This is a genomic window from Brevibacterium sp. GP-SGM9, assembly GCF_047300845.1.
In the GTDB taxonomy this organism is placed as follows: domain Bacteria; phylum Actinomycetota; class Actinomycetes; order Actinomycetales; family Brevibacteriaceae; genus Brevibacterium.
In genome coordinates this window covers 831,945-858,776 of the sequence record NZ_CP178563.1, presented here as the reverse complement: position 1 = coordinate 858,776, position 26,832 = coordinate 831,945, and the positions used below count along the sequence as shown (strand labels likewise).

Sequence of the window (26,832 nt, the reverse complement as noted above, 5' to 3'; positions counted from 1 at the left end):
ATCATAGAGGTGACATGGTGTCTCAGGTCTCAAATTCGGAGATTGCAGAAGAGTGGAGGAAGCTGAGGGGACAGGGTGCCCCGGAGAATTTCATCGACGCGTACTATCCGAGGTTTGAGCCCGGAAGCGCAGATGCCGGTGCCGAGGCACTGGCCGCGGCGGCAGCCTCTCATTACGCCCTGGGCACCGAATACGACGGCAGCTCTCCGGTGCTGACCATCTACAATCCCTCCATCGACTCTCCGGAGTTCCTCGACAATCACACTGTGATCGCGATGGTGCTCGCCGATATGCCGCACCTCGTGTCCTCGATCGTCAGCGACCTCGCCTCCGCCGGCCGGGCGATCCGCCTCGTCCACCACCCCATCATCGCCGTCGAGGGCTCGGGATCGAATCTCTCCGTGCTCTCGCCCTCCGAAGCCCCCGCGCTCTCGGCCGACACTGCGAGCATTCCCCTCGTCGACGAACCCGCCGAGGCGCCCGCCGCCGGACTGCCGCAGCAGCAGTCCTGGATCCGCCTGGAGATCGACCGGATCCCCGAGGAGGACTTCGCGGCACTCGAGGAGCGCCTGCGCGGCGTACTCGACTATGTCGCCGCCGCCGCCGACGACTCCGCGGCCATGGCCCTGCGGGCCAAGGAGATCGCGCAGGAGCTCGGCAGCCGCCCGCCCCGCCCCGAACTCGCCTCCGAGGCCGAGGCTGCGGCCGAGCTGCTCGACTGGCTCGACGGACACTTCACCTTCCTCGGGTACCGCGAATACGACTACACCCACGATGCCGAGAACAGCAGTCTCGAACCCATCGAGCACACGTCGCTCGGCATCTCCGCCCTGCGTCCGCTGGCGAAGTCACCGCTGAGTCGGGCCGTGGCGGAGAAGGCACTGGAGCCGCGCGTGCTCGTGCTGACGAAGGCGAACTCACGGTCTCGGGTGATCCGCCGGTCCTTCATGGACTACATCGGCGTGAAGACCTTCGACGCCTCCGGTGAGATCGTCGGCGAACGCCGCTTCGTCGGTGTGTTCAAGCCCGAGTTCTACAACGACAGCGTCCTCAACATCCCGGTGATCAACCGCAAGGTGCGCAAGATCCTCTCGGCCAGCGGATTCCCCAGCGGATCCCATTCGGCCAATGAGCTCCTCGGCATCCTCGAGACCTACCCGCGTGATGACCTGCTCCACGACGAGACCTCGGAGATCTTCGACGTCGTCATGCAGATCGTGGACATGCAGGAGAGGCGCGAGTCCCGCGTCTTCGTCCGCACCGACCCCTACCAGCGCTTCGCCTCGGTGATCCTCTACCTGCCCCGCGATCTGTACAACACCGATGCGCGTGTGCGGGTCCAGGACGTGCTGCGGGAGTTCTACAACGCCGAAAGTGTTGACTTCGACGTTCTGCTGACCGAATCCGCGCTGGCCCGCGTTCACTTCGTGGCTCGGATCGCCCGTGACTGCGAGCTGCCGCAGATCGACCCCGAGGCGGTACAGAAGCGCATCGTGTCCGCGGTCCGGTCCTGGTCCGAAGACGTCCATGCCTTCCTGGCCCCGACGGAACGCGGCGACAGCGGTCACTCGCTGGCCCGCGCCGACCTGTGGTCGAAGGCCTTCCCGCCCAGCTACGGCGAGCACCATCGGCCCAGCGACGCGGTCGCCGATGTGGCCAGATTCGAAGCGCTCGATCCTGAGGTCGGAGCTGCAGTTCGCCTCTACTGCCCGGATGACCCGGAGGACGCCCCGGTGCGTCTGTCGCTCTACCGGCAGGAACGGGTCGGCCTCTCCGCAGTGCTGCCCTTCCTCACCGCCTTCGGAGCCATCGTCCTCGACGAGCGGCCGCATGAGCTCGACCTCGCCGACGGCAGCCACCGGTTCCTCTACGACTTCGGACTCAGCTTCGATACGGACCTCGACGATGCCGCCCAGCAGCGCATCTCCGAGGCATTCATGGCCGGCTGGCAGGGTAAGAAGGAAGCCGGAGTCTTCGACCGGCTCGTCGTCAGCGGTCTGGACTGGCAGCATGTGACGATCATCCGGGCGCTCGGGAAGTATCTCCGGCAGGCCGGATTCACCTACTCCGACGCCTATGTCGGGGAGGTCTACAGCGACAATCCGGAGATCTCCCGACTGCTCGTCGACTACTTCATCGCGAAATTCGACCCGGAGGTCGAAGAGTCCAGACGCGAGACCGCGATGTCGGAGATCAACGACTCCATCGAGACCGCACTCGGCGATGTCGCGAGCCTCGACGCCGACCGTGTGCTCCGCTCGTCTCTCGAACTGCTGCGGGCCACCCTGCGGACGAACTACTTCATCGATCCCTCGGGCGAGCTGCCCACGGCCCTCGTGCTCAAGATCCGTCCCACCGAACTCAGCTTCGTTCCGAAGCCGAAGCCGGCTCTCGAGATGTGGGTGTACTCCCCGCAGGTCGAAGGCGTGCACCTTCGCTTCGGCACGGTCGCCCGCGGTGGCCTGCGATGGTCGGATCGTCGCGATGACTTCCGCACCGAGGTCCTCGGACTCGTCAAGGCCCAGATGGTCAAGAACGCCCTCATCGTTCCGACCGGTGCGAAGGGCGGGTTCTTCCCCAAGCAGCTGCCCCCGATGAGCGACCGCGACGCGTGGATGGCCGCCGGCCAGGCCGCCTACGAGGTGTTCATCGAGAGTCTGCTCGAAGTCTCCGACAACCTCGTCTACGGCACTGACGGCGCGCAGGAGGTCATCCATCCCGAGCGCGTGGTCCGCCACGACGGCGACGACTACTACCTCGTCGTGGCCGCCGACAAGGGAACCGCCAGGTTCTCCGACATCGCCAATGCGATCGCCGAACGTCGCGGCTTTTGGCTGGGCGACGCCTTCGCCTCGGGCGGATCCGTCGGCTACGACCACAAGAAGATGGCGATCACCTCGCGCGGAGCGTGGAAGTCGGTCGAACGGCACTTCCGCGAACTCGGTGTCAACACCGCTGCCGACGACTTCACGGTCGTGGGCATCGGCGATATGAGCGGTGACGTCTTCGGCAACGGAATGCTGCGCAGCGAGCACATCCGCCTCGTCGCGGCCTTCGACCACCGCGACATCTTCATCGATCCGAACCCGGACGCCGCCCGCAGCTTCATCGAACGCAAACGGCTCTTCGACCTGCCGCGCTCGAGCTGGCAGGACTACGACCGGGAACTCATCTCCGCCGGCGGCGGAGTCTTCCCCCGTTCATCGAAGTCGATCGAGCTGAGCGCCGAAGCCGCCGCGGCCCTGGGCGTCGAGCCGGGTCGCCGCAGCCCTGCGGATCTCATGACCGAGATCCTCAGCGCACCGGTCGACCTCCTCTACAACGGCGGAATCGGCACCTACATCAAGTCCTCGGCCGAGAGCCACGCGGATGTCGGAGACAAGGCCAATGACGCCATTCGCGTCGACGGCAACGATATCCGCTGCCGAGTCATCGGTGAGGGCGGCAACCTCGGCGTGACACAGCTCGGCCGAGTCGAGGCCGCGCTCGGCGGCGTCGCGATCAACACCGATGCCGTCGACAACTCGGCAGGCGTGGACAGCTCGGACCACGAGGTCAACATCAAGCTGCTGCTGCGCACCCTGCTCAACCAGGGGGCCTTCGCCGCCGAGGATCGGGAGAGTGTGCTGCTCTCGTTCACCGATGACGTCGCGGACAGGGTGCTGAGCAACAACTACGCCCAGAACGTCGTCCTCGGCGAAGCTCGCGAGCAGACCGAGTCGATGTCGGGAACCTACTCGCGGATGCTCACCTACCTTGAGAGGAACGCCGATCTCGACCGGAAGGTCGAGTTCCTGCCCGACGCGTTCGAACTGACAAAGCGCGAGTTCAGCGCCTATGTGTCCCCGGAGCTGGCGGTGCTCCTGGCCTATGCCAAGATGCACGCTGCGGACGAGATCCTTGCCAGCGTCGTGCCCGATGAGGAGTGGATGAAGCGGGAGCTCGTGTTCTACTTCCCCGACGCCCTGCAGGAGAAGTACGGCGAGCTCATCCCCGAACATCCCCTGCACAGGGAGATCGCCACGGCGAAGCTCGTCAACCGGATGATCGATCGAGGCGGACTCACGTACGTCTACCGGATGCTCGAGGAGACGCCGGCCTCGGTGCCGCAGATCGCCCGCGTCTTCGTCGTGGTCTCCGAGATCTTCGGTCTCGACGACTACTTCGATGCGGTGTGCGCCCTCGACAACGTGGTGCCCACCCAGGTGCAGGTCAGGCTTCAGCACGACTATGTGCGCCTGCTCGATCGCTCGTCCCGGTGGCTGGTGCAGCAGGCTCCGGACACCCTCGACGTCGACTCCGGAATCGAGATGTACGGGAAGGTCGTCGAGGCGCTCCGGTCTCGGGTGCCCGATCTCGTCGACGGCTTCGATGCGCAGAGCATGCGGGAGAAGGCAGAGGGCTATATCGCCGAGGGCGTACCCAGCGAACTCGCCTGGCGGGCCGCGGCCCTGCTCGACGAGTTCGTGCTCCTCGACATCGCTCAGTTGGCGGCCCGTGCCAACGAATCCGCCGAGGACGTCGCCGAGGTCTACTACGCGGTCAACGAGCAGTTCTCCGGTTCGCAGGTGCTCGAGCTCATCGGCGCCCTCGACCGCAGCGACCGGTGGTCGGCATTGGCCCGCGGTTCCCTGCGCGATGACTTCTACTCGTCGATCCTCTCGGTCGCAGGTTCTGTCCTCTCGGCCACCGATTCGCCGATCTCCGGGACTCCGGACGAGCGGGCCGGCCAGCGCATGCGCGAATGGCTCGAACGCAATGAGACGGCGGCCGGGCGGGTTCTCGAGACCACGGAGACGATCCTCGGTCTCGAGACGGTGACCCAGGCTCCGCTGTCGGTGCTGCTGCGCATGATGCGCGGAGTTGTGAGGTCTTCGGCCTGGGAGAGCGAGCACGGCGTGTGATGTCCGACCCGCCGTGATCGGTGATAGCGTCTGATCATCACCGCATCAGCAGACCTGAGCTTGCCTCGGGTCTGCTGATTTCACCTCTGAGGAAGTGTGCACAGTGCTCAACGAACTTCTGGCCGCCGAAGGCATCACCGACGAGACCGACGTCGAATACCTCCACCTGCTCGTCGGTGACTGGCAGCTCATCGCGGACCTGTCCTTCGCCGATGTGGTGCTGTGGGTTCCCTCCTCCTCGGGCGGCTACACGGTCGTCGCGCATGCTAGACCGACCACCGGTGCGACACTGTTCAATCGGGATCTGCTCGGAGCACGGGCAACCGGCTTCGAACGGGACCTGGTCGACCGCGCGGTGAGAGTCAAGGATCTCGTCGGTCAGGTGGCCGAAGCGAAGTCCCTGGGGGTGAGTGCGGGCACCGATGACACGGAGATCTCCGCCGAGGCGGTCCCTGTGGTTCGCCACGGCGATGCGATCGCGATCATGGTCCGGTACTCCGAGGAGGTGCGTCGCCGCGGATCCTCACGGCTGGAGCGGAACTACCGGCACTCGGCCATGGCGCTGCTGCGGATGGTCGTGCAGGGAACCTTCCCGGACCGCGACGCCCCCAGCGGGGCCCGCCACGGTGAGCCTCGCGTCGGCGACGGGATCTTCATCCTCGATCACGATTCCCGGGTCGACTATGCCTCGCCGAACGCCGTGTCACTGATGCATCGCTTGGGGCATGCGGGAGAGATCGAGAGCTCCTACCTCGCCGAGGTGGTCTCGAGTCTGAGCACCGAGCTCAGACAGGTCGACGAAACCCTTCCGCTCGTGCTCACCGGGCGTGCCCCGTGGCGGACCGAGCTCGAGGTCGGACGCACGAGCGTGTCCCTGCGCGCGATTCCGCTCACCGATGCGGGTTCGCGTGTCGGCGCCATCGTCCTGGCCAGGGACGTCTCCGAGATCCGACGCCGCAAACGTGAGCTGCTCTCCCGGGATGCGATGATCAAGGAGATGCACCACCGGGTGAAGAACAACCTGCAGACCGTCTCGGCTCTGCTGCGCCTGCAGACGCGGCGCATCGACAGCCCCGAGGCCAAGAGCGCGCTGACGGAGGCGATGCGACGGGTCTCGATCATCGCCGTCGTCCACGATGTGCTCAGCCAGGGAGTGGAATCGGAGGTCGACTTCGATGAGGTTGTCGACAAAGGCCTGCGCCTGACTCCCGAGCTGACGAGCCCTCTCGTGCAGGTGAGCCTGCAGCGCAACGGCAGCTTCGGAGCGATCTCCTCGGCCGATGCGACCTCTCTGGCGCTGGCGATCACAGAGCTGATCACCAACGCCATCGAGCACGGCTTCCCGGTCGAAAAGCAGGAGGGCCTGGCCCCGGGGGAGACGCTCAACGGACACGTGTGGGTGACTCCCGAACGCGACGGCGACCACCTGCGGGTGACGATCGCCGATGACGGCGTCGGCTTGGGTGATACGCAGAGTCCCGGCAACGGTCTGGGCACGCAGATCGTGAGGACCCTGGTCTCTGCCGATCTGGCAGGCTCGATCGAGTGGCAGGCACGTGAGGGCGGAGGCACCGTGGCGATCCTCGACGTGCCGCTGCGTCCCGATTCCTACGACTGAGCCGGAGAAGCTGAAGACGACCGGACAGACTTGAGTCCCGTGGTCGGGAGACGAATGCTCATCTCCCGACCACGGGACTCAACTGGTGGTGCTTCGCTGTCGGCTCTGTGCCGTGCCGGTGTTGTCAGCCGGCGCGACGGGCGCGAGCGGCACGGCGCTTGAGTGCGCGGCGCTCATCTTCGCTCAGACCGCCCCAGACTCCGGCATCCTGACCGGACTCGAGTGCCCACTGGAGGCAGGTCTCGGCTACTTCACAGCGGCGACATACGGTCTTCGCTTCCTCAATCTGGAGCAGAGCCGGTCCGGTGTTTCCGATCGGGAAGAACAGTTCCGGATCCTCATTGAGGCATGCTGCACGGTGTCGCCAATCCATGGTGACCTTTCGACGAATTCAGTGAACGCGGTTGACCGCGCCGGAATTCCAGGCGCGCAACTCTCTCAGTCAAGGTTCACATAACCCATTTGGGCACACAAGGGTCCGGCAGTGTGAAATTTCTGACAAATATTTTCCCCATTGTCCTGGTATGGGGCGCGTGACGCAAATTCGTCCACCATGCGACTCTGAGCCCTGCCGAAGACTGCCGGGCTCTAGACTGACAGCCGAAAGGAAAGATCTCGTGAACCAATGGAGGACTCATGACGAACGACAGCCTGAATCACGCCCGCATCATCTCCGTGAATGGGCACACCCCGCAGATCGACCCGGGTGCCTTCATCGCCGCCGGAGCCACACTCGTCGGCGATGTCCATGTGAAGAAGGGCGCCAGCGTCTTCTACGGCTGCGTGCTGCGCGCCGAGGCCGCACCGATCACCATCGGTGAGGACTCCAACGTGCAGGACAACACCGTCATGCACACCGATGCCGGCAAACCCGTGGTCATCGGAGCTCGCGTCTCAATCGGTCACCAGGCACTCGTCCATGGTGCGAGCGTCGATGACGATGTCCTCATCGGGATGCACTCCACCGTGCTCAACGATGCTCACATCGGAACTGAATCCCTCGTCGCCGCGGGCGCAATCGTCCTCGAAGGCACCGAGATCCCACCGCGGTCGCTGGTCGCAGGAGTTCCGGCGAAGGTCCGCCGGGAGATGACGGAGGAAGGGGTCGAGAAGGTGCGTCAGAACGCGCAGTCGTATCTGCAGCTCTCGGCGCTGCATCGGGACACCGCCGAGATCGTGGAGAACTCGGTGGAGAACCCCTGAGTGCAGCGTTCGGCTCATTCGCTCTGCCCCGCTGGATTTGAGAGAATCACTTTGTGAACACTGAATTTGAATCCACTGCAGATCGAGTCGTCATCATCGGAGGCGGCCCCGGCGGCTACGAGGCCGCCCTGGTCGCGGCACAGCTGGGCGCCGACGTCATGCTCATCGAGCGCTACCGCTGCGGCGGATCCGCGGTCGTGACGGATGTGGTGCCGTCGAAGTCGCTCATCGCCACAGCCGAGATGATGGATGAGATCAACCGGTCGGGCGGTCTGGGCATCCGCATCACCGATCACGAAGACGATGTCGCCGACAACATCACGGCCGACCTCAAGGCCGTGAACGAGCGCATCCTCTCACTGGCCGATGCCCAGGCCAACGACATCTACGAAGGCCTCGTTCGTTCCGGGGTCAAGGTGATCCAGGGAACGGGAACTCTGGTCGACCGAGATCACGTCAAGGTCGTCGAGACCGGTGGGACCGAATACACGCTGGAGGCCTCGACGATCCTCCTGTCCGTCGGCGCACACCCGCGCGAGCTGCCTTCGGCGAAGCCGGATGGGGAGAGGATCCTCTCCTGGACCCAGCTCTACCACCTCGACGAGCTTCCCGAACACCTCATCGTGGTCGGCTCCGGTGTCACCGGCGCCGAGTTCGCCTCCGCCTACCGGGCCCTCGGCACCGAGGTCACCCTCGTGTCCTCGCGAGAGAAGGTCCTGCCGGGACAGGATGAGGACGCCGCGGACGTGCTCGAGTTCGTCTTCCGCAACAAGGGGATGAATGTCCTCTCCCGCTCCCGCGCCGACTCGGTCACCCGCACCGAGAACGGAGTGGAGGTGACCCTGGCCGATGGCCGTCGGGTCGAAGGGTCGCACTGCCTCATGGCGGTCGGTTCGATTCCGAATACGGAGGACCTCGGTCTCAAATCGGCCGGCGTCAAGGTCAACGAGGCCGGGCACATCGTCGTCGACGGCGTCTCCCGCACCTCCCGCTCCGGTGTCTATGCCGCCGGTGACTGCACCGGGGTGCTGCCCTTGGCCTCGGTCGCTGCGATGCAGGGACGGATCGCGATGTTCCACGCCCTCGGCGACGCTGTGCAGCCGCTCAAGCTGCGCCATGTGGCTTCGAACGTCTTCACCGCCCCGGAGATCGCCACGGTCGGCTTCACTCAGCAGAACTACCGGGAGAATCCGACCGACATCGACACGGTGATGCTGCCCCTGGACACGAACCCGCGGGCCAAGATGCTCGGCATCAAGGACGGGTTCGTCAAGCTCTTCGCCCGCCGAGGCTCGGGTTCGATCCTCGGGGGAGTCGTCGTCGGTCCCCGTGCCAGTGAGCTGATCCTGCCGATCACCATGGCTGTGGAGAACCGTCTCACCGTCGACCAGCTCTCCGCGTCGTTCGTCGTCTATCCCTCTGTGAGCGGATCCCTGACCGAGGCCTCGCGGAAGCTTCACCGGCACCTGTAGGTCGCGGCTTCCGCCGGGTAATTCCTCCCCGGCGGAAGTTTTTTCTCCCGCAGCTGTCGATATCGGCATGCTCTCTGCGTCATCCTTGTGTCAAGCCACCCGGCCTGACGACACTGAAGGTGAGGAGAGAGAAATGAAGTACGCACTGCTGCTCATGGGAAACGCCGCCGATGCCGACTGCGGCGATGACGGGGGACCGGATCCGAGCGATTTCATGGCCTTCGACCAAGAGATCAATGAGGCCGGAGTCGTCGTCGGCGGATTCGCTCTCGAAGGCCCCGAGCACGGGGTCCGAGTCAGCGAGACCGGTGGAGAGTCGATCGTCACCTCGGGACCTTTCGCCGAGTCCGGCGAGTTCGTGGGCGGAAGCTACGTCATCGAGGTGCCGAGCATCGACGAGGCGATCGCCTGGGCGAAGAAGAGCCCCGGCTCCCGGCTCGGCCATATCGAGATCCGGCCCGTCGCCGACTACTGATGGATTCGGAATCCGCGGCGACCGCCCGTGCTCTCACCGTCTTCGGTGAAGAGGACCACGGGCGGCTGCTCGCGGCCCTGGCGGCGAGGTTCCACGACCTCGATCTCGCAGAAGAGGCCCTGCAGGAAGCTCTGCTGCGGGCGGTCGAGACCTGGCCGGACTCGGGAGTCCCGCGCCACCCCGCCGCCTGGCTGATGAGCGCGGCGAAGAATCGAGCGATCGACCTCATCCGCCTCGATGCCACGCGAACGCGCAATCTGGCCCGACTGCGGATCGAGGACGAACTCCGACCGGGGGACCACCAGGATCATGCGACGCAGCTCGATGAGGACATCGGCACCGCGGAGATCCCTGATGAGCGTCTCGGTCTCTTCTTCACCTGCTCGCATCCGACGCTGAAGGAGGAGGAGCAGACCGCTCTCATCCTGCGTTTCCTCGCCGGGCTGAGCACGGTCGAGGTCGCGGCGGCCTTTCTCACAGAGACCACGACCATGCAGCAGCGGATCGTGCGAGCGAAGAAGCGGATCGCGGTCACGGGTATCCCCTTCGGCAGGCCCGGCAATGAGCAGGTGCGCGAGAGGATGCCGGGCGTCCTCCGGGCCGTCTACCTGATCTTCGCCCAGGGTTTCACGCCGGCGGCCGGAGCATCCCGGCACCGCGTGGACCTTCAGGACGAAGCCGTCCGACTTGCGCGTCTGCTCGTGACCTTGGCACCGCGGGACACCGAGGCGCGCGGCCTGCTGGCGCTGCTTCTGCTGACGCGATCGCGTGCGGAGGCCCGCACCAGCGCGGCGGGTAAGCCGGTCCCTCTCGCCGAGCAGGACAGGCGCGTCTGGGACTCGAGGGACATCGCCGAGGGATTGGCGCTGACGCGGGCCGCGGCAGGGGAGGACGGTGCCGGCATCTACACGGTGCAGGCGACGATCGCCGCCCTGCACGCGGAGGCCTCGGCCTTCGCCGACACCGATTGGGCGCAGATCCTCGTCCTCTACCGGATGCTCTACGATCTCGACCCCACCCCCGTCGTGGCTCTCAACCAGGCGGTGGTCATCGGGAAGGTGAGCGGCCCGGAGGCCGGACTCGCCGCTCTCGAGGCCTTGGCCGAGGACAGGTGGCTGCTGCGCCACCGGCCGTTCCACATCGCCCGTGCCATCACCCTGGAGGAGTGCGGACGGCCCGGTGAGGCAGAGGAGGCGTATCGTGCGGCGCTGGCGTGTCCCGGCAATGACGCCGAATCGGAGTACCTCGAATCCCAGCTGAACGATCTGGGCTCGTAAGCTCGGCCGGTGCCGGTGCCGGTGCCGGTGCCGGTGCCGGTGCCGGCACCGATGCCGATGCCGACGCACGGCGAAGCCCCTGCCATCCACAGGATGACAGGGGCTTGACCGAGCGCGAGGCGCCGGCGGTCGATCAGGCGGCGAAGCGGATGATCGCCTCGCCCGACTTGACCGCACTGCCGGTGTCGACGAGCACCTCGGAGACGGTGCCGGAATGGCCGGCCTTGAGCGGCTGCTCCATCTTCATCGCCTCGATCACGGCCAGGGTGTCTCCGGCCTCGACCGTGTCTCCGGCGGAGACGGCCACGGAGACGATCGTGCCCTGCATCGGGGCGTTGAGCGCATTCGAATCATCGGCCAGCTGTGCACCCTTGCGGCTGAGGCTGCGTTTGCGCCGGGGCACGCTCGGGCTGGGGACATGTCCGAGGTCGGAGATGACGTCCTTGGGCACCGAAACGGTCATCCGGCGACCGTCGACCTCGACCACAACGCTGAAGCTGTCGGTTGCTGTGCTCATGTGATCTCCTGTTTGCGGATTGGCGAGCGGGTTGACGAAGGCAGTTTCGAGCCAGTTGGTCCAGACCCCGAAATCGGCGGCGAAGGCAGGCTCGTCCACCAGCACGCGGTGGAGCGGCAGCAGTGTCGAGACGCCGTCGATCCGGTATTCGGCGAGGGCGCGACGGGCACGCGCCAGAGCCTGCTCTCGGGTAGCCCCGGTGATGACGAGTTTGGCGAGCATCGGGTCGAAGTCCGTCCCGACGACGCTGCCCTCACCGATTCCCGAATCGAGGCGGACACCCGGCCCGGAGGGTGCGCGATAGTTCTTGACCGCCCCGGTGGCCGGGAAGTAGGTGGTCGGGTCTTCGGCATTGATGCGGAACTGGACGGAGTGCCCGCGAACGGCAGGGAACTCGGCGGGCAGCTCCTCGCCCGAGGCGATGCGCAGCTGCCACCCGACGAGATCGACACCGGTGACCTCCTCGGTCACGGTGTGCTCGACCTGGATGCGGGCATTGGCCTCCATGAAGATGATGGTGCCGTCGGTGCCGAGCAGGAATTCGCACGTCGCAGCGCCGACATAGCCGACATGGGCGAGCACCCGGGCCGAGGCCTCGGAGACGATGCGCTCCTGTTCCTCGGACAGGAACGGCGCCGGAGCCTCTTCCACGATCTTCTGGTTCCGTCGCTGCAGGGTGCAGTCGCGGGTGGAGATCACGCGGACGTTGCCATGAGCATCGGCCAGACACTGCGTCTCGATGTGGCGCGGGCGCACGATCTGCTTCTCGATGAGGCATTCCCCGCGACCGAAGGCGCTGAGGGCCTCACGCGTCGCAGCCGTGTAGGCGCCTTCGAGGTCATCGGCGGCGGCACAGGCACGGAATCCGCGCCCGCCGCCGCCGTGGACGGCCTTGATGACGACGGGATAGCCGATGCGTTCGGCCACCTCGGCGGCTTCGGCAAGATCGGCCACCGCACCATCCGATCCGGGAGCGACCGGGGCGGACACGTCCTCGGCGACCTCCCGGGCTCCGGATTTGTCGCCGAGCAGCTCGATGGCTGCCGGGGGAGGGCCGATCCAGGTCAGACCGGCATCGATGACGGCCTGGGCGAAGAGTGCATTCTCCGCGAGGTAGCCGTATCCGGGGTGGATGGCGTCGGCGCCCGAACGCTTGGCCAGGGCCAGGATCTTGTCGATGTCGAGGTAGGTCTCCCCGGGACCGGAGCCGTCGAGCAGCCAGGCATCATCGGCGAGCTGGACGAAGTCTGCGTCCGAATCCGCACGGGTGTAGACGGCGACGGCCTTGACACCCAGGTCATGGGCGGCGCGGATGACGCGCAGGGCGATCTCACCGCGATTGGCGATGAGCACTCGATGCACGGCCGCGGTCGGCACATGAGTGTGCAACGGTGCGGTCGAGGCTTCGGGGAGGACTGTGGTCATTGCGCTCCTTTGTATGATCTCAGATCAATTTAGAGGGCAAAACCAAACGTTTGTAGATCAGCGATAAAAACTGAGAGTGAAAACTTCAAAGCTCTCGGGCGTGTCAGCGCGACAGAGTCGATTCTAGCTCGGGCCCGACCAGAAATCCGGCCAGAACAGGCCCATGTCGCCGGCAAGGCCCCTGACCACGGGCAAACTGAGCCCGAGCACCGTGAGATGGTCGCCGTCGAGCCGTTCGACGAAGGCTCCGCCGTAGCCGTCGATGGTCAGGGCTCCCGCCACGTGGAAGGGCTCCTCGGTGGCGATATAGGCGTCGAGCTCCTCCGGGGTGGGCGTGCCGATGAGCACCGAGGTGGCCGATCGCTGCGAGCGGATGTCGACGAGTTCGAGGGGAGATTCCTCTGCGTCCGGTCCACCGGTCTCGCGGCGGGAGAGGACACCGAGGGTGTGGCCGGTGTGGAGCACGGTCCACGTCCCGGCGATGTCCGCCCAGATCTCGCGTGTGCGTTTCGCGGTGCCCGGTTTGCCGATGGCCCGTCCTGCGGACTCGAGAATGGAGTCACCGGCGATGACGACGACCGTGTCGGCGTCAGAGATCTGCGGGGTGTTCGCAGTGGTGATCCGTTCGATGACGGCGCGGGCCTTCGCCTCGGAGAGCGCTGTGGTGAGATCCCCGACGGAGCCGGTGAAGGAGTCTTCGATGGCTCGTTCGTCGACCTCGGAGACGATGATGATCGGGTCGATGCCGGAGGAGGTGAGGATCTGGCGGCGGGCGGGTGACTGTGAGGCCAGTACGACGCGGATCACCGGGCGGTCTCCGCCACGTCGGCGTCAGCTCTGCGTTCGTCGTCGGACGAGGAGGTCTCGGACGAGGAGCTCTCTGACGAGAAGCTCTCGGATGACGAGTCAGACAAGCCATCTGCGGGGACCGCGGTGTCGTCGGACGGGATGTCCGGATTGTCGAGGAGGTTCTCGGCGCTCTCGGGCGAAGCCTCGGTGGCCTCGGACGGAGCCTGCGTGACCTCGGAAGGATCGACGGTGTCCTCGGACGGATCGGCGGTGTCCTCGGGAACGTCCTGACTGCGATCGACGAGGATGGGGGCGTCGATGCGTTCGGCGATCGCGGCCAGCACCGTCGAGGACAGCTGGGCATAGCCGAGCTCGCTGGGAAATCTCCCCGATTCGTTGAGCAGAGATTTCCGAGTTGTGCCGCTCAGAGAGCCTGTGGCCCGCAAGGGGACCGCGCGAGCGGAGAGTGCGGCAAGCCACTGGGAGCCGGCGAGGACCCGCGAGGTCCTGCGCAGTGACATCTTGAGCGGATCCCGCAGCCCCGGCAGGCCGCCTAGGTTGGGGCAGACGAGAACGAAGACCGTGTACCGTCCCTCGCGCTGCAGTCGATTGATCGCCTGGTTGAGCACGGGTATGCCGATGGTGCCGTGAATGGGATGGATGATGTCGCCGCTGCCGATGGAGATGATCGCGAAGCGTCGGTTCGCGGTCCATGATTCCGAGAGCTGGCGAGAGAGCCAAGCCGAGCGCAGAATCTCGTCGACCTGGCGCGGCAGATCCTCGGACAGGGCGGAGGGGCGTGCGGTGGTCTGCACGCGCACGCTGGTGCCCAGAATTCTGGCGAGACCGCGTCCGATGAGGCTCGGCGGTGCCTGTGCGTCATCGACGTCGATTCCGCACAGCCAGGAATCGCCGATGATCGCCAGGGCCGCAGAATCGTCATCATCGTGATTGTGCGGGGGAGGCACCGCCTCGGCGAAGACAGAGTACTGACGCGAGGCGTCTTCGTCGAATGCCCGGCGCAGCGCTCCGGCCTGATGGCGGAGGAGACCAACGGCCGATGCACCGACGCCCACGGCCGTGCCGGTCATGGTGGCCAGGGCATAGAACATGCGACTTCCCATTAAATTCCCTCCTCCCGCGACATCATTGCACTGAAGAGAGCTCTACAACAACTATTCTTGAGTCATGTCTGAAAACGAGAACAAGCAGTCTGCGAACCGTTTTCGCGGTGCCTGGGAGGCATTCCGCCAAGGTCGCGATGATGCCCGCTCCCAGCAGACCGAGAGCGCTGTCTCTCCGGACGATGTGAGTCCTGAGGAGATCGCGCACAGTCGCATCGAGGCCGAGGCGGTGCCCTATGTGTCCCCGGGGCTCAAGCTGGCCGCCGCCTGGTCGTGGCGTTCGATCGTGGTGCTGGTGGCGATCGGTGTGGCCTTCTGGCTGCTCGCGCAGATCTCGAGCGTGGTGCTGCCGGTGCTCATCGCGCTCCTGCTCACCGCGCTCCTGGCCCCGTTCACCAACTGGATGGTGAAGAAGGGGCTGCCGCGGGTCGCTGCGGCGATCATTGCCTTCCTCGGCTTCATCATCGTCGTCTCGGGGCTCTTCACACTGGTCGGACAGCAGATCTATTCCGGCATGCCGGACCTCGTCGATCAGGTGATCAAGGGAATCTCCGGAATCAGCGACTGGCTGGCGACCAGGCCCTTCGGGTTGGATTCCACGACGATCTCCGGATACATCGATGACTCCATCGATGCGGCAACGAACTTCTTCCAGAGCAACAGCTCCCAACTCCTCGGCGGCGCCTGGCAGGCGACCTCCTCGGTGGGCACATTCCTCACCGGAGCCGCCGTCTGCCTGTTCACGACCTTCTTCTTCCTCTACGACGGGGAGAAGATCTTCCGCTGGGTGATGCGCCTGCTGCCCCTGCCCGCTCAGCCCATCGCCATCGGCGCCTCGCTGCGCGGCTGGACCTCCCTGGTCCAGTACGTGCGAGTGCAGGTGCTCGTGGCCGCTGTCGATGCGATCGGCATCGGCATCGGCGCGGCCATCCTCGGCATCCCGCTGGTGATTCCGATGACCGTGCTGGTGTTCCTGGCCTCCTTCGTTCCGGTCGTGGGTGCGATCGCCTCGGGCGTCATCGCCGTGCTCGTCGCCCTCGTCTCGAACGGCTTGGTCAGCGCCATCATCATGCTCGCAGTGGTCCTCGCCGTGCAGCAGATCGAGAGTCAGGTGCTGCAGCCCTTCCTCATGGGCAAGGCCGTGTCCGTCCACCCGCTGGCAGTGATCCTCGCGGTGACCGCGGGCGGCTTCCTGTTCGGCATCGTCGGTGCGCTGTTCGCGGTGCCGGCGGTCGCCGTGGCCAACACGGTCATCAGCTACATCGCGCGAGCGAAGAATCCACCTGATCCGGACGATCCTGCCGACGGAGTCGATGACGAGGCATCGGCCGTGCTCGAGACCGCGAAGGACAAGCTCGACTCCGCCATCCACGACTCCGCGGTCGAACGCTCCGACGGCGAGACCTCGGAGACGAGCCGGAGCGCGGAGGCTGCTGATGACTCTGTCGAAGGCGACGCCTCGACTGCGACCGGCCGTTCTCGTAAGGGCCGGGCCACGGGCTCTCGCAAGAGTCGGTCCGCGGACTCGGAGGAGACTCCAGGCAAGGACGATCAGCTGGACTGACCGTCGTCGTCCTGGTCCGGGCGTGCTCTGGCGCAGTCCCGGGCGAACGTGCCGACCGGGACGGTGAGCCGCCGGGAACGTGGTGAATGAGCTGTGGGCGGGTGATCGATGATCACCCGCCCACAGGTCTTCGGTCTCATCCCCGTCGGGGAAGCGGCATCAGCCGGAGAAGGGCTCGATGCCCGTGACCTCGACCTTGATCTCTTTGCCGTTGGGAGCTTCGTAGGAGGTCTTTCCGCCGACGGAGACTCCGAGCACTGCGGCGCCCAAGGGGGACTTCTCCGAGAAGACGTCGATATCGGAGTCGCCGGCGATCTCACGGCTGCCCAGAAGGAATCGCATATCGGTTCCGGCGACCTTCGCGGTCACGACGGAACCGGGAGACACCGTCTTCCCGTCACTGTCGGTGGAACCGACCTTCGCGGAACGCAGCAGCAGTTCGAGCTGGCGAATGCGAGCCTCCTGCTTGCCCTGCTCCTCACGCGCTGCGTGGTATCCGCCGTTCTCCTTCAAGTCACCCTCGTCGCGGGCGGCTTCGATCTTCTCAGCAATCTCTGCCCGTCCCGGTCCGGAGAGGTGTTCAAGCTCCTGCGACAGGCGGTCGTAGGCTTCCTGGGTCAACCAGGTCTCTTCCTGAGTGACTTCCTCGGTCATGACATCTCCTTCTTCGGTTCGGTGCACTGACGGGCGCGTCAGGCAACGAAAAACCGGGCGTATGGTCACGCCCGGAAGTTGAATGAACCTATAGTGTAACGCATCAGAGAAGGAAAACGATGGCATGTGTCACGCCGGGGACGTCTTCTGTTGTGGAAAGGTCAGGCTGTGGTCTATTCGAACCGGCTGTGGTCTATTCGAACCAGCAGGAATCCACGTGGCCCGAGGCCGCGAGCTGCGTGGTCGCGAGATCGACGTCGAGCTGCCTCGGCGAATTGGGATCCGCCTGCGCGTCGGCCGGAACCCGCACTTCGGTGAAGCCGACGATCGCCTCGTAATCGTTCGTGGCCTGGACGATGCAGTGCACATCGCGGTCCCGATCAGGAAATATTGCCACGGTGACCTGTGTTGAAGAAGAGTCGACAACCGAATAGTCGAGGGTTCGCGGTGTCGTCGGAGTCGTCTGCGGGCGGAAAGCCACGAAGGCGATTGCGAGGATGACGAGAGCGACGACGATGACGGCGATGATTCGGGCACTGCGTCCGAGTCGGCGTTTCGGCTCACGGACGCGTCCGTAGCGGTCATCGTGCAGTGGTTCGGCCACTGTTACCTCAGTCATTGAATTCCTCTTTAAGAACATCGCGCACTACCCTAGAGTAGTCGATCCATCTCCTGCGATCATGTCAGTCGCCATGCAGGACGCGGACCGCCTCCAGGCTGAATCGAAAGGGACACTACCGACATGACTTCGCTTCCGTACCATGGGCTGCGTCTGCTCGCCGTCCACGCCCACCCCGACGACGAATCCTCCAAGGGCGCCGGCACGAGTGCGAAGTATGCGTCATTGGGCGCGCGGGTCCTCATTGCGACGATGACCGGGGGAGAAGCCGGCGACATCCTCAATCCTGCGCTCCTGCAGAGTCCGAAGGCCAGCCGTGACATCGCTGGTCTGCGCCGCGAGGAGATGGCCGCTGCGGCCTCCGCGCTCGGTGCCGAGCACGTGTGGGTCGGCCACGTCGATTCGGGGCTGCCCGACGGGGATTTCGAGAACCAGACTCCGCCCGGCTGCTTCTACCGCGTCCCCGACGAGGTCGCCATGCTGCCTCTCGTGCACATCATCCGCACGTTCCGTCCTCAGGTGGTGACGACCTATGACGAGCTCGGCGGGTACCCGCATCCCGATCACATCAAGAACCACGCCGTGACGATGGCCGCTGTCGCAGCGGCCGCGGATGGTCAGAGCTATCCCGAACTGGGAGAACCCTGGCAGGTCCAGAAGGTCTACTACAACCAGGACCTGTCGGCGAAGAAGTGGATGACCATCCACGAGAAGATGACCGCGGCGGGTCTCGAGTCCCCGTTCGCCGATCACATCGAGGACTTCAAGAAGCGCGATGCCGAACGCACCAACTGGCTGAGCACGCAGATCGCCTGCCACGAGTTCTTCCCCTCTCGCGACCGGGCATTGCTCTCCCACGCCACGCAGATCGATCCCGAGGGCGGATTCTTCTCCGCCTCCCGCAAGGCCGCCCGCACCTACTGGCCGACCGAGGAGTTCGAGTTGGCCGTCGACAACACCGGACGGGCGCCGCTGACTCCCGGAGTCGACTTCCAGGAGAGCGACCTCTTCGCGTCCGTGACCTTGGATGACGGCAGGAAGGTCCCCGCCGAGGGGATGTTGCCGGACTCTCCGCCGATCGAGGACGAGGACGCCGCGGCCGTCGAGGCCGCGAGCGAAGGACAGATGGCCGCCGAGGCGGTCCGGGAGCAGGGTGAGAGCGCATGATCGTGGTCGCGCAGAGCCCCAACCCCAGTCAGGCGCCCGACCCCGACCTTGTGACGCCGGGGACCATCGGCTTCCTCGCCACCCTGGCGATCGTCATCGTCGTCATCTTCCTCATCCGGGATGCGCTGCGCCGGGTGCGTCGCGTGCGAGCCCGTGCAGAGGCCAGCGACGCCTACCCGATCCCGCTGCGCAAGCACGCTGTGCCGAATCAGTCGAAGCTCTCGGGGCCCGAGCCGCGAGAACAGGATGCTGATTCCACCGACATTGACGCCGAACGCGACGGCGACCCGGAATCTGATCTTCCGCGGTCAGACATCGATCCGACCGAGACGAAGTAGCTGAGCAAACAGCCGCGGTCTGTCTCGTTGCGCCTAGTTGTAGGCGGCGACGGCGGCGACGAGCAGTGCCGCGAGATGGCAGCCGTAGCCGCAGATCGTGAGGATGTGGAAGATCTCGTGGAATCCGAGCCACTTCGGTGAGGGATTCGGCCGCTTGATCCCATAGATCACGGCGCCGATGATGTAGCACAGACCACCGGCGACGACGAGGATGCCGACCGTCGGGATCGACATCCACATCTGCGGAATATAACCGACTCCGGCGACTCCGAAGCCCACATAGATGGGAACGAAGAGCCACCTCGGCGCGGTGGTGAAGATCGTGCGGAAGGCGACGCCGAGCGCGGCCGCTCCCCACAGCACGGACAGCAGCAGGATGGCCTGATCGGTTCTGAGCATGAGCACGGCCAGCGGCGTATAGGTGCCGGCGGTGATGAGGAATATGTTCGCATGGTCCAGGCGTCGCAGGATCAGGCGTGCACGTGTGCGCCAGCGTCCGCGGTGATAGATCGCCGAGGTGCCGAACAGGAGCATTCCGGTGATCGCGAACACCGAGGCGGCCAGGCGCGATTCGATCGTGGGGGAGATGATGACGAGGGCGAAGCCGCCGATCATCGCCAGCGGAAACGCCCCGGCATGGAACCATCCGCGCAGTTTCGGCTTCACCTGTCCGGCGAGCTTGGCGAGCTCACGGCGCAGGGCCGAACGACGGCGGGCGATGCGCAGGGGATATGAGGTGCTGGAGCCGGTCTCGGCGGACGTGCCATCGGCTGCTTTGCCCTCAGGGTCTGTTGGTGGGGGCTGTGTCACCGGTGCGTTCATGGGACAAGTTTATCGGCTCGACCTGTGGCTTCATTCAGCGTCCTGGGATAGTACTCTGGATGGTGTTCGAACCCGGCGGCGATGTGATTGGGAAAGAGGTCAGTGTGGCGCGACCAGTGAGCCTGCTCTACCGGCTCTATGAGCGGAGGCTCCTGCGCGAGCTCGACAAGTCCGTTCCCGTCCCGCGCCACGTCGGTGTCATCACCGACGGCAACCGCCGCTGGGCGAAGGAGTTCGGAGCGACCACGGCCGATGGACACCGGGCCGGGGCTGACAAGATCGTGGAGTTCCTCGGGTGGTGCTTCGAAGTCGATGTCGAGATCGTCACCCTCTACGTCCTGTCCAAGGAGAATCTGGCCAGGTCCGCCGAGGAGGTCGCCGTCCTCATCGAGATCATCTCCGACATGGTCGAGAAGATCGCTGCGCTCGACGATGTGCGCGTCCAGCTCGTCGGTGACCTCGACATCCTGCCCGACGATCTGCGGGCCCGCCTCGAAGCCGTCACCTCGGTGGGCGAATGCAGGATGCGGGTCAACGTGGCCGTCGGATACGGCGGACGGCAGGAGATCGTCAATGCGGTGAAGTCGCTGCTGCGGTCTCGCACCGACGAAGGCACCGACCTCGAGTCGATCATCTCCGAACTCTCCCCGCAGCAGATCGGCGAACACCTCTACACCAAGGGACAGCCGGACCCGGATCTCATCATCCGCTCCTCCGGGGAGCAGCGGCTGTCCGGATTCCTCATGTGGCAGAGCGCCTATTCGGAGTTCTATTTCTGCGAAGCCTATTGGCCGGATTTCCGCCGTACTGACTTCCTCCGTGCCGTCCGCGACTACGGTCTGCGGCAGAGGCGATTCGGCAAGTAGGGATTGCGCTTCGGAGCTGCGAGGCTGCGAGGGATCGCGCTTTGACGCTTCGAGGGTTCGTCCGCCTCGGGTCTGCGGGTGCTGAAGTCGGCCTTCAGTCAGCGCCTGCGGGCGATGAAGACCCATTCTCGTCCGGGTCTGTCGGGGGCATCTCTGACCTCGTCGACCTCGAATCCGGCGGTCTCCAGCGCCGAGGTGATCTCCCCGTATGAGTGGAACCGCAGACGAGATCGTGATCCGATCGAATCCCCTGTTTCGTGGAACCGGTAGAGATGGGTGAATGACACGAACGGCAGGTCGACCTGACCGAGCATGAAGGTCTGGGTGACCTTGCCGATGCCGTCGATGTCGAGTGTGCGTGCCGGTGTCTGCGCCCAGGCCTGCCAGGCCCGTGCTGCGGGGTCGCGGGTCTCGAAGATCAGTCGGCCTCCGGTGCGCAGCCCGCGGGCACAGTCGGCGAACACCGACTCGAGTTCGGCGACGCCGAGGAACACTTGGGCGACGTTGCCGGTCATGGTGACCAGATCGGCATCGCTTGCCGGGATCTGCGCCGAGGTGCCGTGGCGCCATTCGACTGTGGGGGAATCGCTGGGAGTGGCCGTGAGTGATTCGCTCGTTTCAGCCGCCTCGGCGATATCGAGTGAGGCGCGAGCTGGGTCGATGCCGATGACCGTGCAACCGGCGGCGGCGAGAGCACGAGCGAGGACGCCGGTTCCGCATCCGAGGTCGATGACCTGTTCCGCTCCGTACTCCTGCGCCAGGGCCAGATAGTGCTCGAGATCCTCCCGAGGAGCCTCGAAGGCATCGTAGATCGCGGCGAGTCGAGGGTTGTCGAAGATCGCATCCGCCATAGCGCGAAACTAGCACACACCCCATTCATTCGAAGTTCATTGCGACGACTTTCCCGAACGCGCGTGCCGGTACCGGCCCGGGAGTCAAACGGGTTTAGGTTGGCAGTAGTTGGTCGACACCAACCCGAGATCGGGGGATGTCAGAACCGGGTCTCGGCGGTACTCACGCCACAGGGGTCCCCATGGCTGAAAATGTCCATACTTACGTTCTCGACACCTCGGTCCTGCTCTCCGATCCGGGAGCACTGCTGCGCTTTGCAGAGCATCACGTCGTCATTCCGCTCGTCGTGGTCTCCGAGCTCGAGGGCAAACGTAACCATCCCGAACTCGGCTTCACCGCCCGCGAGGCACTGCATATCCTCGATGACTTCCGCTCCGACTACGACCGTCTCGATGAACCGATTCCCGTCGGGGAGGCCGGGGGAACCCTGCATGTCGAACTCAACCACATCGACTCCTCGACGATGCCCGTCGGGTTCGACCGCACCGAGAACGACACCCGCATCCTCGCCGTCGCCCGCAATCTCGCGGCAGAAGGCCACGATGTCGTTGTCGTGACGAAGGATGTGCCGATGCGAGTCAAGGCATCGGCGCTGGGCCTGCATGCCGAAGAGTATCTGGCCGAACTCGCCGTGGACTCCGGCTTCACCGGGATGAGTGAACTGTCATTCGACGACGAGCAGATGTCCCAGTTCTACGACGAGGGATCGGTGACGTCCGAGGATGCTGCGGGGGAGGTCGTCAACACCGGGGTGGTCATCACCTCACCGCGCGGTTCGGCGCTCGGCCGGGTCCATCATGGCGGCAAGGTGTCCCTGGTCCGCGGGGATCGGGATGTGTTCGGAGTCCACGGACGCTCGGCGGAACAGCGAGTCGCCATCGACATGCTCCTCGACGATGCCCTCGGAATCGTGTCGTTGGGAGGGCGAGCCGGAACGGGGAAGTCCGCACTCGCCCTGATGGCAGGCCTGCAGAAGGTGCTCGAGGAGAACAAGCACTCGAAGATCATGGTCTTCCGGCCCATCTATGCCGTCGGCGGTCAGAATCTCGGTTTTCTGCCGGGCAGCGAGGGGGAGAAGATGAACCCCTGGGCCGAGGCGGTGTTCGACACTCTCAGTGCGCTGGTCAGCAAGAACGTCATCGACGAGGTGGTCAATCGGGGCCTGCTCGAGGTCCTGCCGCTCACGCACATCCGCGGTCGGTCCCTCCACGATGCCTTCGTCATCGTCGACGAGGCGCAGTCGCTGGAGCGCAACGTCCTGCTGACGGTGCTCTCGCGCATAGGGATGAACTCGAAGGTGGTGCTCACCCACGATGTCGCTCAGCGCGACAATCTGCGCGTCGGTCGCCATGACGGCATCGCGGCGGTGATCGAGAGGCTCAAAGGCCACGACCTGTTCGCCCATGTGACGCTCACCCGGTCCGAACGCTCGGAGATCGCCGCGCTGGTCACCGACGTGCTCGAGGAGTTCGACCCCTTCCGGTCGTGAGCAGCGTGCGCCGCAGCGTCGAGCGCAGACCGCAGCGTCGAGCGCAGACTGTGTGCGGTCTGCGCTCGACGCTCAGGTCTGCGCTCGACGTGCGAGCGGGGGATAGAAGAGGGGCGGCCCACCGGAGTCCGGTGGGCCGCCCCTCGCGTGTCTGGCAATCAGCTCAACGCAGCCGGGCTCACGGCGGCCCGGCCACTGCCTGTGAAGCTGGGCCTACTTGTAGCTGCCGATCATCGTGGTGACGTCGAGGGCCTTGTCCAGGTCCGCCTCGGTGATGGAGCCGTCGGAGACGAAGCCGAGGTCGATCGTGGCTTCCTTGACGGTCATCTTGTTGGCCACGGCGTGCTTGGCGATCTTCGCCGCCGCCTCGTAGCCGATGACCTTGTTCAGCGGGGTCACGATGGAGGGGCTCGCCTCGGCGAGGAAGCGGGCGCGTTCCTCATTGGCGGTGAGCCCGTCGATCATCTTCTCCGCCATGACGGTCGAAGCGTTGGCGAGCAGACGGATGGATTCGAGCAGATTCGAGGCCATGACGGGGATGCCGACATTGAGCTCGAAGGCGCCGTTCGTCGAAGACAGGGACACGGAGGTGTCATTGCCGATGACCTGGGCGGCCACCTGGATGGTGGCCTCGCAGATGACGGGATTGACCTTGCCCGGCATGATCGACGATCCCGGCTGCAGGTCGGGGATGGCGATCTCGCCGAGGCCGGTGTTCGGGCCTGATCCCATCCACCGCAGGTCGTTGCAGATCTTCATGTAGCCGTAGGCGATGGTCCGCAGCTGACCGGAGGCCTCGACGAGTCCGTCGCGGTTGGCCTGGGCCTCGAAGTGGTTGCGGGCCTCGGTGATCGGCAAGCCCGTCTCCTCGGCGAGGATCGCGACGACCCGGGGGGAGAATCCGTCCGGGGTGTTGATGCCGGTGCCCACGGCGGTGCCGCCCTGGGGGACCTCAGCGACGCGGGGCAGGGAGGCCTCGATGCGCTCGATGCCGTAACGGACCTGGGCGGCGTATCCGCCGAATTCCTGACCGAGGGTCACCGGGGTGGCGTCCATGAGGTGGGTGCGGCCGGACTTGACGATGGAGGAGAACTCCTCGGCCTTCTTCTCCAGCGAGGTCGCCAAAGTCTCCATGGCCGGGATGAGCGTGCCGACGAGGGCCTTCGTCACGGCCAGGTGCACGGAGGTGGGGAAGACGTCGTTGGAGGACTGCGAGGCGTTGACGTGGTCATTCGGGTGCACGCTGATGCCCTCGGACTCGAGCGCCTTCGTGGCCAAGGAGGCGAGGACCTCGTTGGTGTTCATGTTCGATGAGGTGCCCGAGCCGGTCTGGAACACATCGATGGGGAAATGTGCGTCGTATTCGCCGGAGATCACAGCGTCGGCGGCGTTCTGGATGGCTGTGGAGCGGGCCTCGTCGAGGACACCGAGCTCGAGATTGGCCTTGGCCGCGGCCTTCTTCACCTGCGCGAGCGCCGCGATGTGTGCGGACTCGAGGGTCTTGCCGGAGATCGGGAAGTTCTCGACGGCGCGCTGGGTCTGAGCGCTGTAGAGGGCATCCTTGGGAACCTTCACTTCACCCATGGTGTCGTGTTCGATGCGAAATTCTTCGCTCATAGCTGTCCTTTCCGAGTTGCTGGATGGGTTGCGGATGACCACCGAGGCGGTCTGGTTCGGGGAGGTCACCCGGTGCGGACTGCGGCAGTCCGTCTCGGGCGGTGACCGGCCGGTTCAGGAGGAATGGGTGGAGATGGCCGATTCGTCGCCGCCGTGCTGAGCGACGACCGTCGTCCGGCCGTCGTGGAGCTGATAGGTGAGGCCGACGATGATGAGGCGCCCCTCCTCGACCGCGCGGGCGATGATGGCGGAGAGCTGCATGATCTTCTCCACGGTGTCCATCGTGTTCTGGACGACGGTCTCATTGACGCTCGTCCGGTTGTTCTTCCTCGCCCGGGCCACGGTGGGCAGAATGCGGGCGACGACCTCGGAGATGAATCCCGGAGGAGTCTCACCGGAGTCGTAGGCATTGTAGGCGGCCGTGACGGCACCGCAGCTGTCATGGCCGAGGACGACGAGGAGAGGCGTGCCGAGGACCTCGACGCCGTATTCGAGTGAGCCGAGAGTCACCGGATCGACGACCTGGCCGGCATTGCGGACGACGAACATGTCGCCGAGGCCGACATCGAAGATCATCTCCGCGGCCACCCGGGAGTCGGAGCACCCGAAGAGCGTGACGAAGGGCGTCTGATCGTTCGACAGCGCCTCGCGTCGGGCCGTGTCCTGATTGGGGTGCTGCGGGACGTCGTCGACGAAACGCCGGTTACCCTCCAGCAGACGATTCCATGCTTGATTGGGCATCTCTTACGAACCTACTTCCGGGTGCGAGTCGAACTCCGTGCTCGAATCGGGTGACTCGGACCCACTCGCGGGCCCGACGGTTGATGGGGCTGTTCCCTCGTTCTCAGACGAGTCCGCGTCGGGCGGCCTCTTCGGCGGCCTCCACATAGGAATGGGTCTTCGCGGCCTGATGCTCGGCGAAGACCTGACGCACGGTGCCCGACTTCGACCGCATGACCAGCGAATGGGTGGTCACACGACCGCCCTGGAACTTCACACCGTCGAGGAGGTCGCCGTTGGTGATGCCGGTGGCCACGAAGTAGCTGTTGTCGCCGGTGACGAGGTCATCGGTGTTGAGCACCTGGTTGACGTCGAGGCCGGCAGCGGACGCTGCTTCGCGTTCGGAGTCGTCCTGCGGCCACAGGCGTCCCTGGATGACTCCGCCCAGGGCCTTGATGGCGCAGGCAGTGATGATGCCCTCGGGGGTGCCGCCGATGCCCATGAGCATGTCGACTCCGGTACCCGGGCGGCAGGCGGCGATGGCGCCGGCGACGTCACCGTCGGAGATGAGCTGGATGCGAGCACCGGCGGCCCGGATCTCGTCGATCATCTGCTGGTGGCGGGGACGGTCGAGGATCATCACGGTCACGGAGGCGGGATCGTTGGTGCCTTTGCCCTTGGCGACCCGGCGGATGTTCTCGGACACGGGCAGTCGCATATCGACGGCGTCGGCGGCATCGGGTCCGGTGACGAGCTTCTCCATGTAGAAGACGGCGGAAGGATCGTACATTGCCCCGTCCTCGGTGACGGCCATGACCGAGATCGCATTGGGCATTCCCAGGGCGGTCAGGCGAGTTCCGTCGATCGGATCCACTGCGACGTCGCAGTGGGCCCCTCCGCCGTCACCGACCTGCTCGCCGTTGAAGAGCATCGGCGCTTCGTCCTTCTCGCCTTCGCCGATGACGACGGTGCCGGCCATGCGGACGGTGGAGATGACGTTGCGCATCGCAGCCACTGCGGCGCCGTCGGCCTTGTTCTTGTCGCCGCGGCCCACCCAGGGGGCAGCAGCGATGGCGGCCGCCTCGGTGACCCTGACGAGTTCGAGTGCGAGGTTGCGGTCAGGCGCATCGGCTCCGACCTGTGCTTGCTGGGACCACGCATCGGTCACCGCCACCGGCGGCGCTTCGGCATCGACTCGGCCCCGGTCATGATGAGATTTCACGTCAGCAGATTCTAAGGAGTCACTCATGCCTCCAATTGTGCCACCCTCTCAGTTTGGGCGCGGACACCGGGACGAGTCTGTGTCCTTGACCACCTTCT

At 65.3% G+C, this 26,832-nt stretch carries 22 protein-coding genes; 11 read left to right on the top strand and 11 right to left on the bottom strand.

Translation table 11 applies throughout. From position 1 onward, the window contains the following. Positions 1-14: 14 nt before the first annotated feature. Together ACH82I_RS03920 and ACH82I_RS03915 are read left to right on the top strand one after the other, a co-directional pair. Positions 15-4,904: an NAD-glutamate dehydrogenase gene (locus ACH82I_RS03920; RefSeq protein WP_413335614.1), complete on the top strand. Its 4,890-nt coding sequence runs from the start codon at positions 15-17 to the stop codon at positions 4,902-4,904. 103 nt (positions 4,905-5,007) lie between these two features. Further along, complete coding sequence (locus ACH82I_RS03915) at positions 5,008-6,522, top strand: sensor histidine kinase (RefSeq protein ID WP_413335612.1); 1,515 nt, start codon at positions 5,008-5,010, stop codon at positions 6,520-6,522. 124 nt (positions 6,523-6,646) lie between these two features. Here the strand turns inward: ACH82I_RS03915 and ACH82I_RS03910 are convergent, their stop codons facing one another. Beyond that, the gene (locus tag ACH82I_RS03910; protein WP_009374875.1) at positions 6,647-6,895 is read right to left on the bottom strand and encodes a WhiB family transcriptional regulator; all 249 of its coding nucleotides are present in this window, start codon (positions 6,893-6,895) and stop codon (positions 6,647-6,649) included. 263 nt (positions 6,896-7,158) lie between these two features. On the opposite strand from ACH82I_RS03910, the gene ACH82I_RS03905 reads away from it, so the two are divergent. From ACH82I_RS03905 to ACH82I_RS03890, 4 genes are all read left to right on the top strand, one after another. Then, complete coding sequence (locus ACH82I_RS03905) at positions 7,159-7,725, top strand: gamma carbonic anhydrase family protein (RefSeq protein ID WP_413335609.1); 567 nt, start codon at positions 7,159-7,161, stop codon at positions 7,723-7,725. A gap of 53 nt (positions 7,726-7,778) precedes the next feature. Continuing rightward, positions 7,779-9,197, top strand: coding sequence for an NAD(P)H-quinone dehydrogenase (locus tag ACH82I_RS03900; RefSeq protein WP_413335607.1), 1,419 nt, complete (start codon positions 7,779-7,781; stop codon positions 9,195-9,197). Between the two features lie 133 nt (positions 9,198-9,330). Then, complete coding sequence (locus ACH82I_RS03895) at positions 9,331-9,672, top strand: YciI family protein (protein ID WP_230743640.1); 342 nt, start codon at positions 9,331-9,333, stop codon at positions 9,670-9,672. Then, the gene (locus tag ACH82I_RS03890) at positions 9,672-10,949 is read left to right on the top strand and encodes an RNA polymerase sigma factor (RefSeq protein ID WP_413335605.1); all 1,278 of its coding nucleotides are present in this window, start codon (positions 9,672-9,674) and stop codon (positions 10,947-10,949) included. The genes ACH82I_RS03895 and ACH82I_RS03890 overlap by 1 nt, the downstream gene beginning before the upstream one ends. A gap of 133 nt (positions 10,950-11,082) precedes the next feature. On the opposite strand, the gene ACH82I_RS03885 is transcribed toward ACH82I_RS03890, so the two are convergent. From ACH82I_RS03885 to ACH82I_RS03875, 3 genes are all read right to left on the bottom strand, one after another. Next, a complete protein-coding gene (locus tag ACH82I_RS03885; RefSeq protein WP_413335604.1) occupies positions 11,083-12,891 on the bottom strand; it encodes an acetyl/propionyl/methylcrotonyl-CoA carboxylase subunit alpha in 1,809 nt (602 codons plus the stop codon). A 123-nt stretch (positions 12,892-13,014) separates the two neighbouring features. After that, positions 13,015-13,698 carry a Maf family protein gene (locus ACH82I_RS03880; RefSeq protein ID WP_413335602.1) on the bottom strand — a complete coding sequence of 228 codons (684 nt, stop codon included), beginning with the start codon at positions 13,696-13,698 and terminating at the stop codon, positions 13,015-13,017. Beyond that, positions 13,695-14,804, bottom strand: a complete 1,110-nt coding sequence (locus ACH82I_RS03875; protein WP_413335600.1) for an SGNH/GDSL hydrolase family protein — start codon at positions 14,802-14,804, stop codon at positions 13,695-13,697. Before ACH82I_RS03875 ends, ACH82I_RS03880 begins: the two co-directional genes overlap by 4 nt. Positions 14,805-14,868: 64 nt before the next feature. On the opposite strand from ACH82I_RS03875, the gene ACH82I_RS03870 reads away from it, so the two are divergent. Next, the gene (locus ACH82I_RS03870) at positions 14,869-16,368 is read left to right on the top strand and encodes an AI-2E family transporter (protein ID WP_413335598.1); all 1,500 of its coding nucleotides are present in this window, start codon (positions 14,869-14,871) and stop codon (positions 16,366-16,368) included. Positions 16,369-16,527: 159 nt separating this feature from the next. On the opposite strand, the gene greA is transcribed toward ACH82I_RS03870, so the two are convergent. Together greA and ACH82I_RS03860 are read right to left on the bottom strand one after the other, a co-directional pair. Next, complete coding sequence (gene greA, locus ACH82I_RS03865; RefSeq protein ID WP_413335596.1) at positions 16,528-17,022, bottom strand: transcription elongation factor GreA; 495 nt, start codon at positions 17,020-17,022, stop codon at positions 16,528-16,530. 193 nt (positions 17,023-17,215) lie between these two features. Next, entirely contained in the window at positions 17,216-17,641 is a 426-nt protein-coding gene (locus ACH82I_RS03860) for a DUF4307 domain-containing protein (protein ID WP_413335595.1), read from the bottom strand. 123 nt (positions 17,642-17,764) lie between these two features. On the opposite strand from ACH82I_RS03860, the gene mca reads away from it, so the two are divergent. Together mca and ACH82I_RS03850 are read left to right on the top strand one after the other, a co-directional pair. Then, complete coding sequence (gene mca, locus ACH82I_RS03855) at positions 17,765-18,808, top strand: mycothiol conjugate amidase Mca (RefSeq protein WP_413335593.1); 1,044 nt, start codon at positions 17,765-17,767, stop codon at positions 18,806-18,808. Then, positions 18,805-19,146 carry a hypothetical protein gene (locus tag ACH82I_RS03850; RefSeq protein ID WP_230743648.1) on the top strand — a complete coding sequence of 114 codons (342 nt, stop codon included), beginning with the start codon at positions 18,805-18,807 and terminating at the stop codon, positions 19,144-19,146. Before mca ends, ACH82I_RS03850 begins: the two co-directional genes overlap by 4 nt. Before the next feature lie 33 nt (positions 19,147-19,179). On the opposite strand, the gene trhA is transcribed toward ACH82I_RS03850, so the two are convergent. Continuing rightward, positions 19,180-19,968, bottom strand: a complete 789-nt coding sequence (gene trhA / locus ACH82I_RS03845; protein WP_413335591.1) for a PAQR family membrane homeostasis protein TrhA — start codon at positions 19,966-19,968, stop codon at positions 19,180-19,182. Between the two features lie 59 nt (positions 19,969-20,027). On the opposite strand from trhA, the gene ACH82I_RS03840 reads away from it, so the two are divergent. Further along, positions 20,028-20,834 carry an isoprenyl transferase gene (locus ACH82I_RS03840; RefSeq protein ID WP_269067014.1) on the top strand — a complete coding sequence of 269 codons (807 nt, stop codon included), beginning with the start codon at positions 20,028-20,030 and terminating at the stop codon, positions 20,832-20,834. A 98-nt stretch (positions 20,835-20,932) separates the two neighbouring features. Here ACH82I_RS03840 and ACH82I_RS03835 read toward each other — a convergent pair whose 3' ends face one another. Further along, the gene (locus tag ACH82I_RS03835) at positions 20,933-21,685 is read right to left on the bottom strand and encodes a class I SAM-dependent methyltransferase (protein ID WP_413335589.1); all 753 of its coding nucleotides are present in this window, start codon (positions 21,683-21,685) and stop codon (positions 20,933-20,935) included. Positions 21,686-21,867: 182 nt separating this feature from the next. On the opposite strand from ACH82I_RS03835, the gene ACH82I_RS03830 reads away from it, so the two are divergent. After that, complete coding sequence (locus ACH82I_RS03830) at positions 21,868-23,175, top strand: PhoH family protein (RefSeq protein ID WP_413335587.1); 1,308 nt, start codon at positions 21,868-21,870, stop codon at positions 23,173-23,175. A gap of 213 nt (positions 23,176-23,388) precedes the next feature. Here ACH82I_RS03830 and ACH82I_RS03825 read toward each other — a convergent pair whose 3' ends face one another. The 3 genes from ACH82I_RS03825 to glpX form a co-directional block, all read right to left on the bottom strand. Further along, positions 23,389-24,792 (bottom strand): class II fumarate hydratase, encoded by a 1,404-nt coding sequence (locus tag ACH82I_RS03825; RefSeq protein WP_230743652.1) that lies wholly within the window; start codon positions 24,790-24,792, stop codon positions 23,389-23,391. A 114-nt stretch (positions 24,793-24,906) separates the two neighbouring features. Further along, the gene (locus tag ACH82I_RS03820) at positions 24,907-25,533 is read right to left on the bottom strand and encodes a carbonic anhydrase (protein WP_230743653.1); all 627 of its coding nucleotides are present in this window, start codon (positions 25,531-25,533) and stop codon (positions 24,907-24,909) included. Positions 25,534-25,636: 103 nt separating this feature from the next. After that, complete coding sequence (gene glpX, locus ACH82I_RS03815; RefSeq protein ID WP_413335585.1) at positions 25,637-26,761, bottom strand: class II fructose-bisphosphatase; 1,125 nt, start codon at positions 26,759-26,761, stop codon at positions 25,637-25,639. Positions 26,762-26,832: the final 71 nt, after the last annotated feature.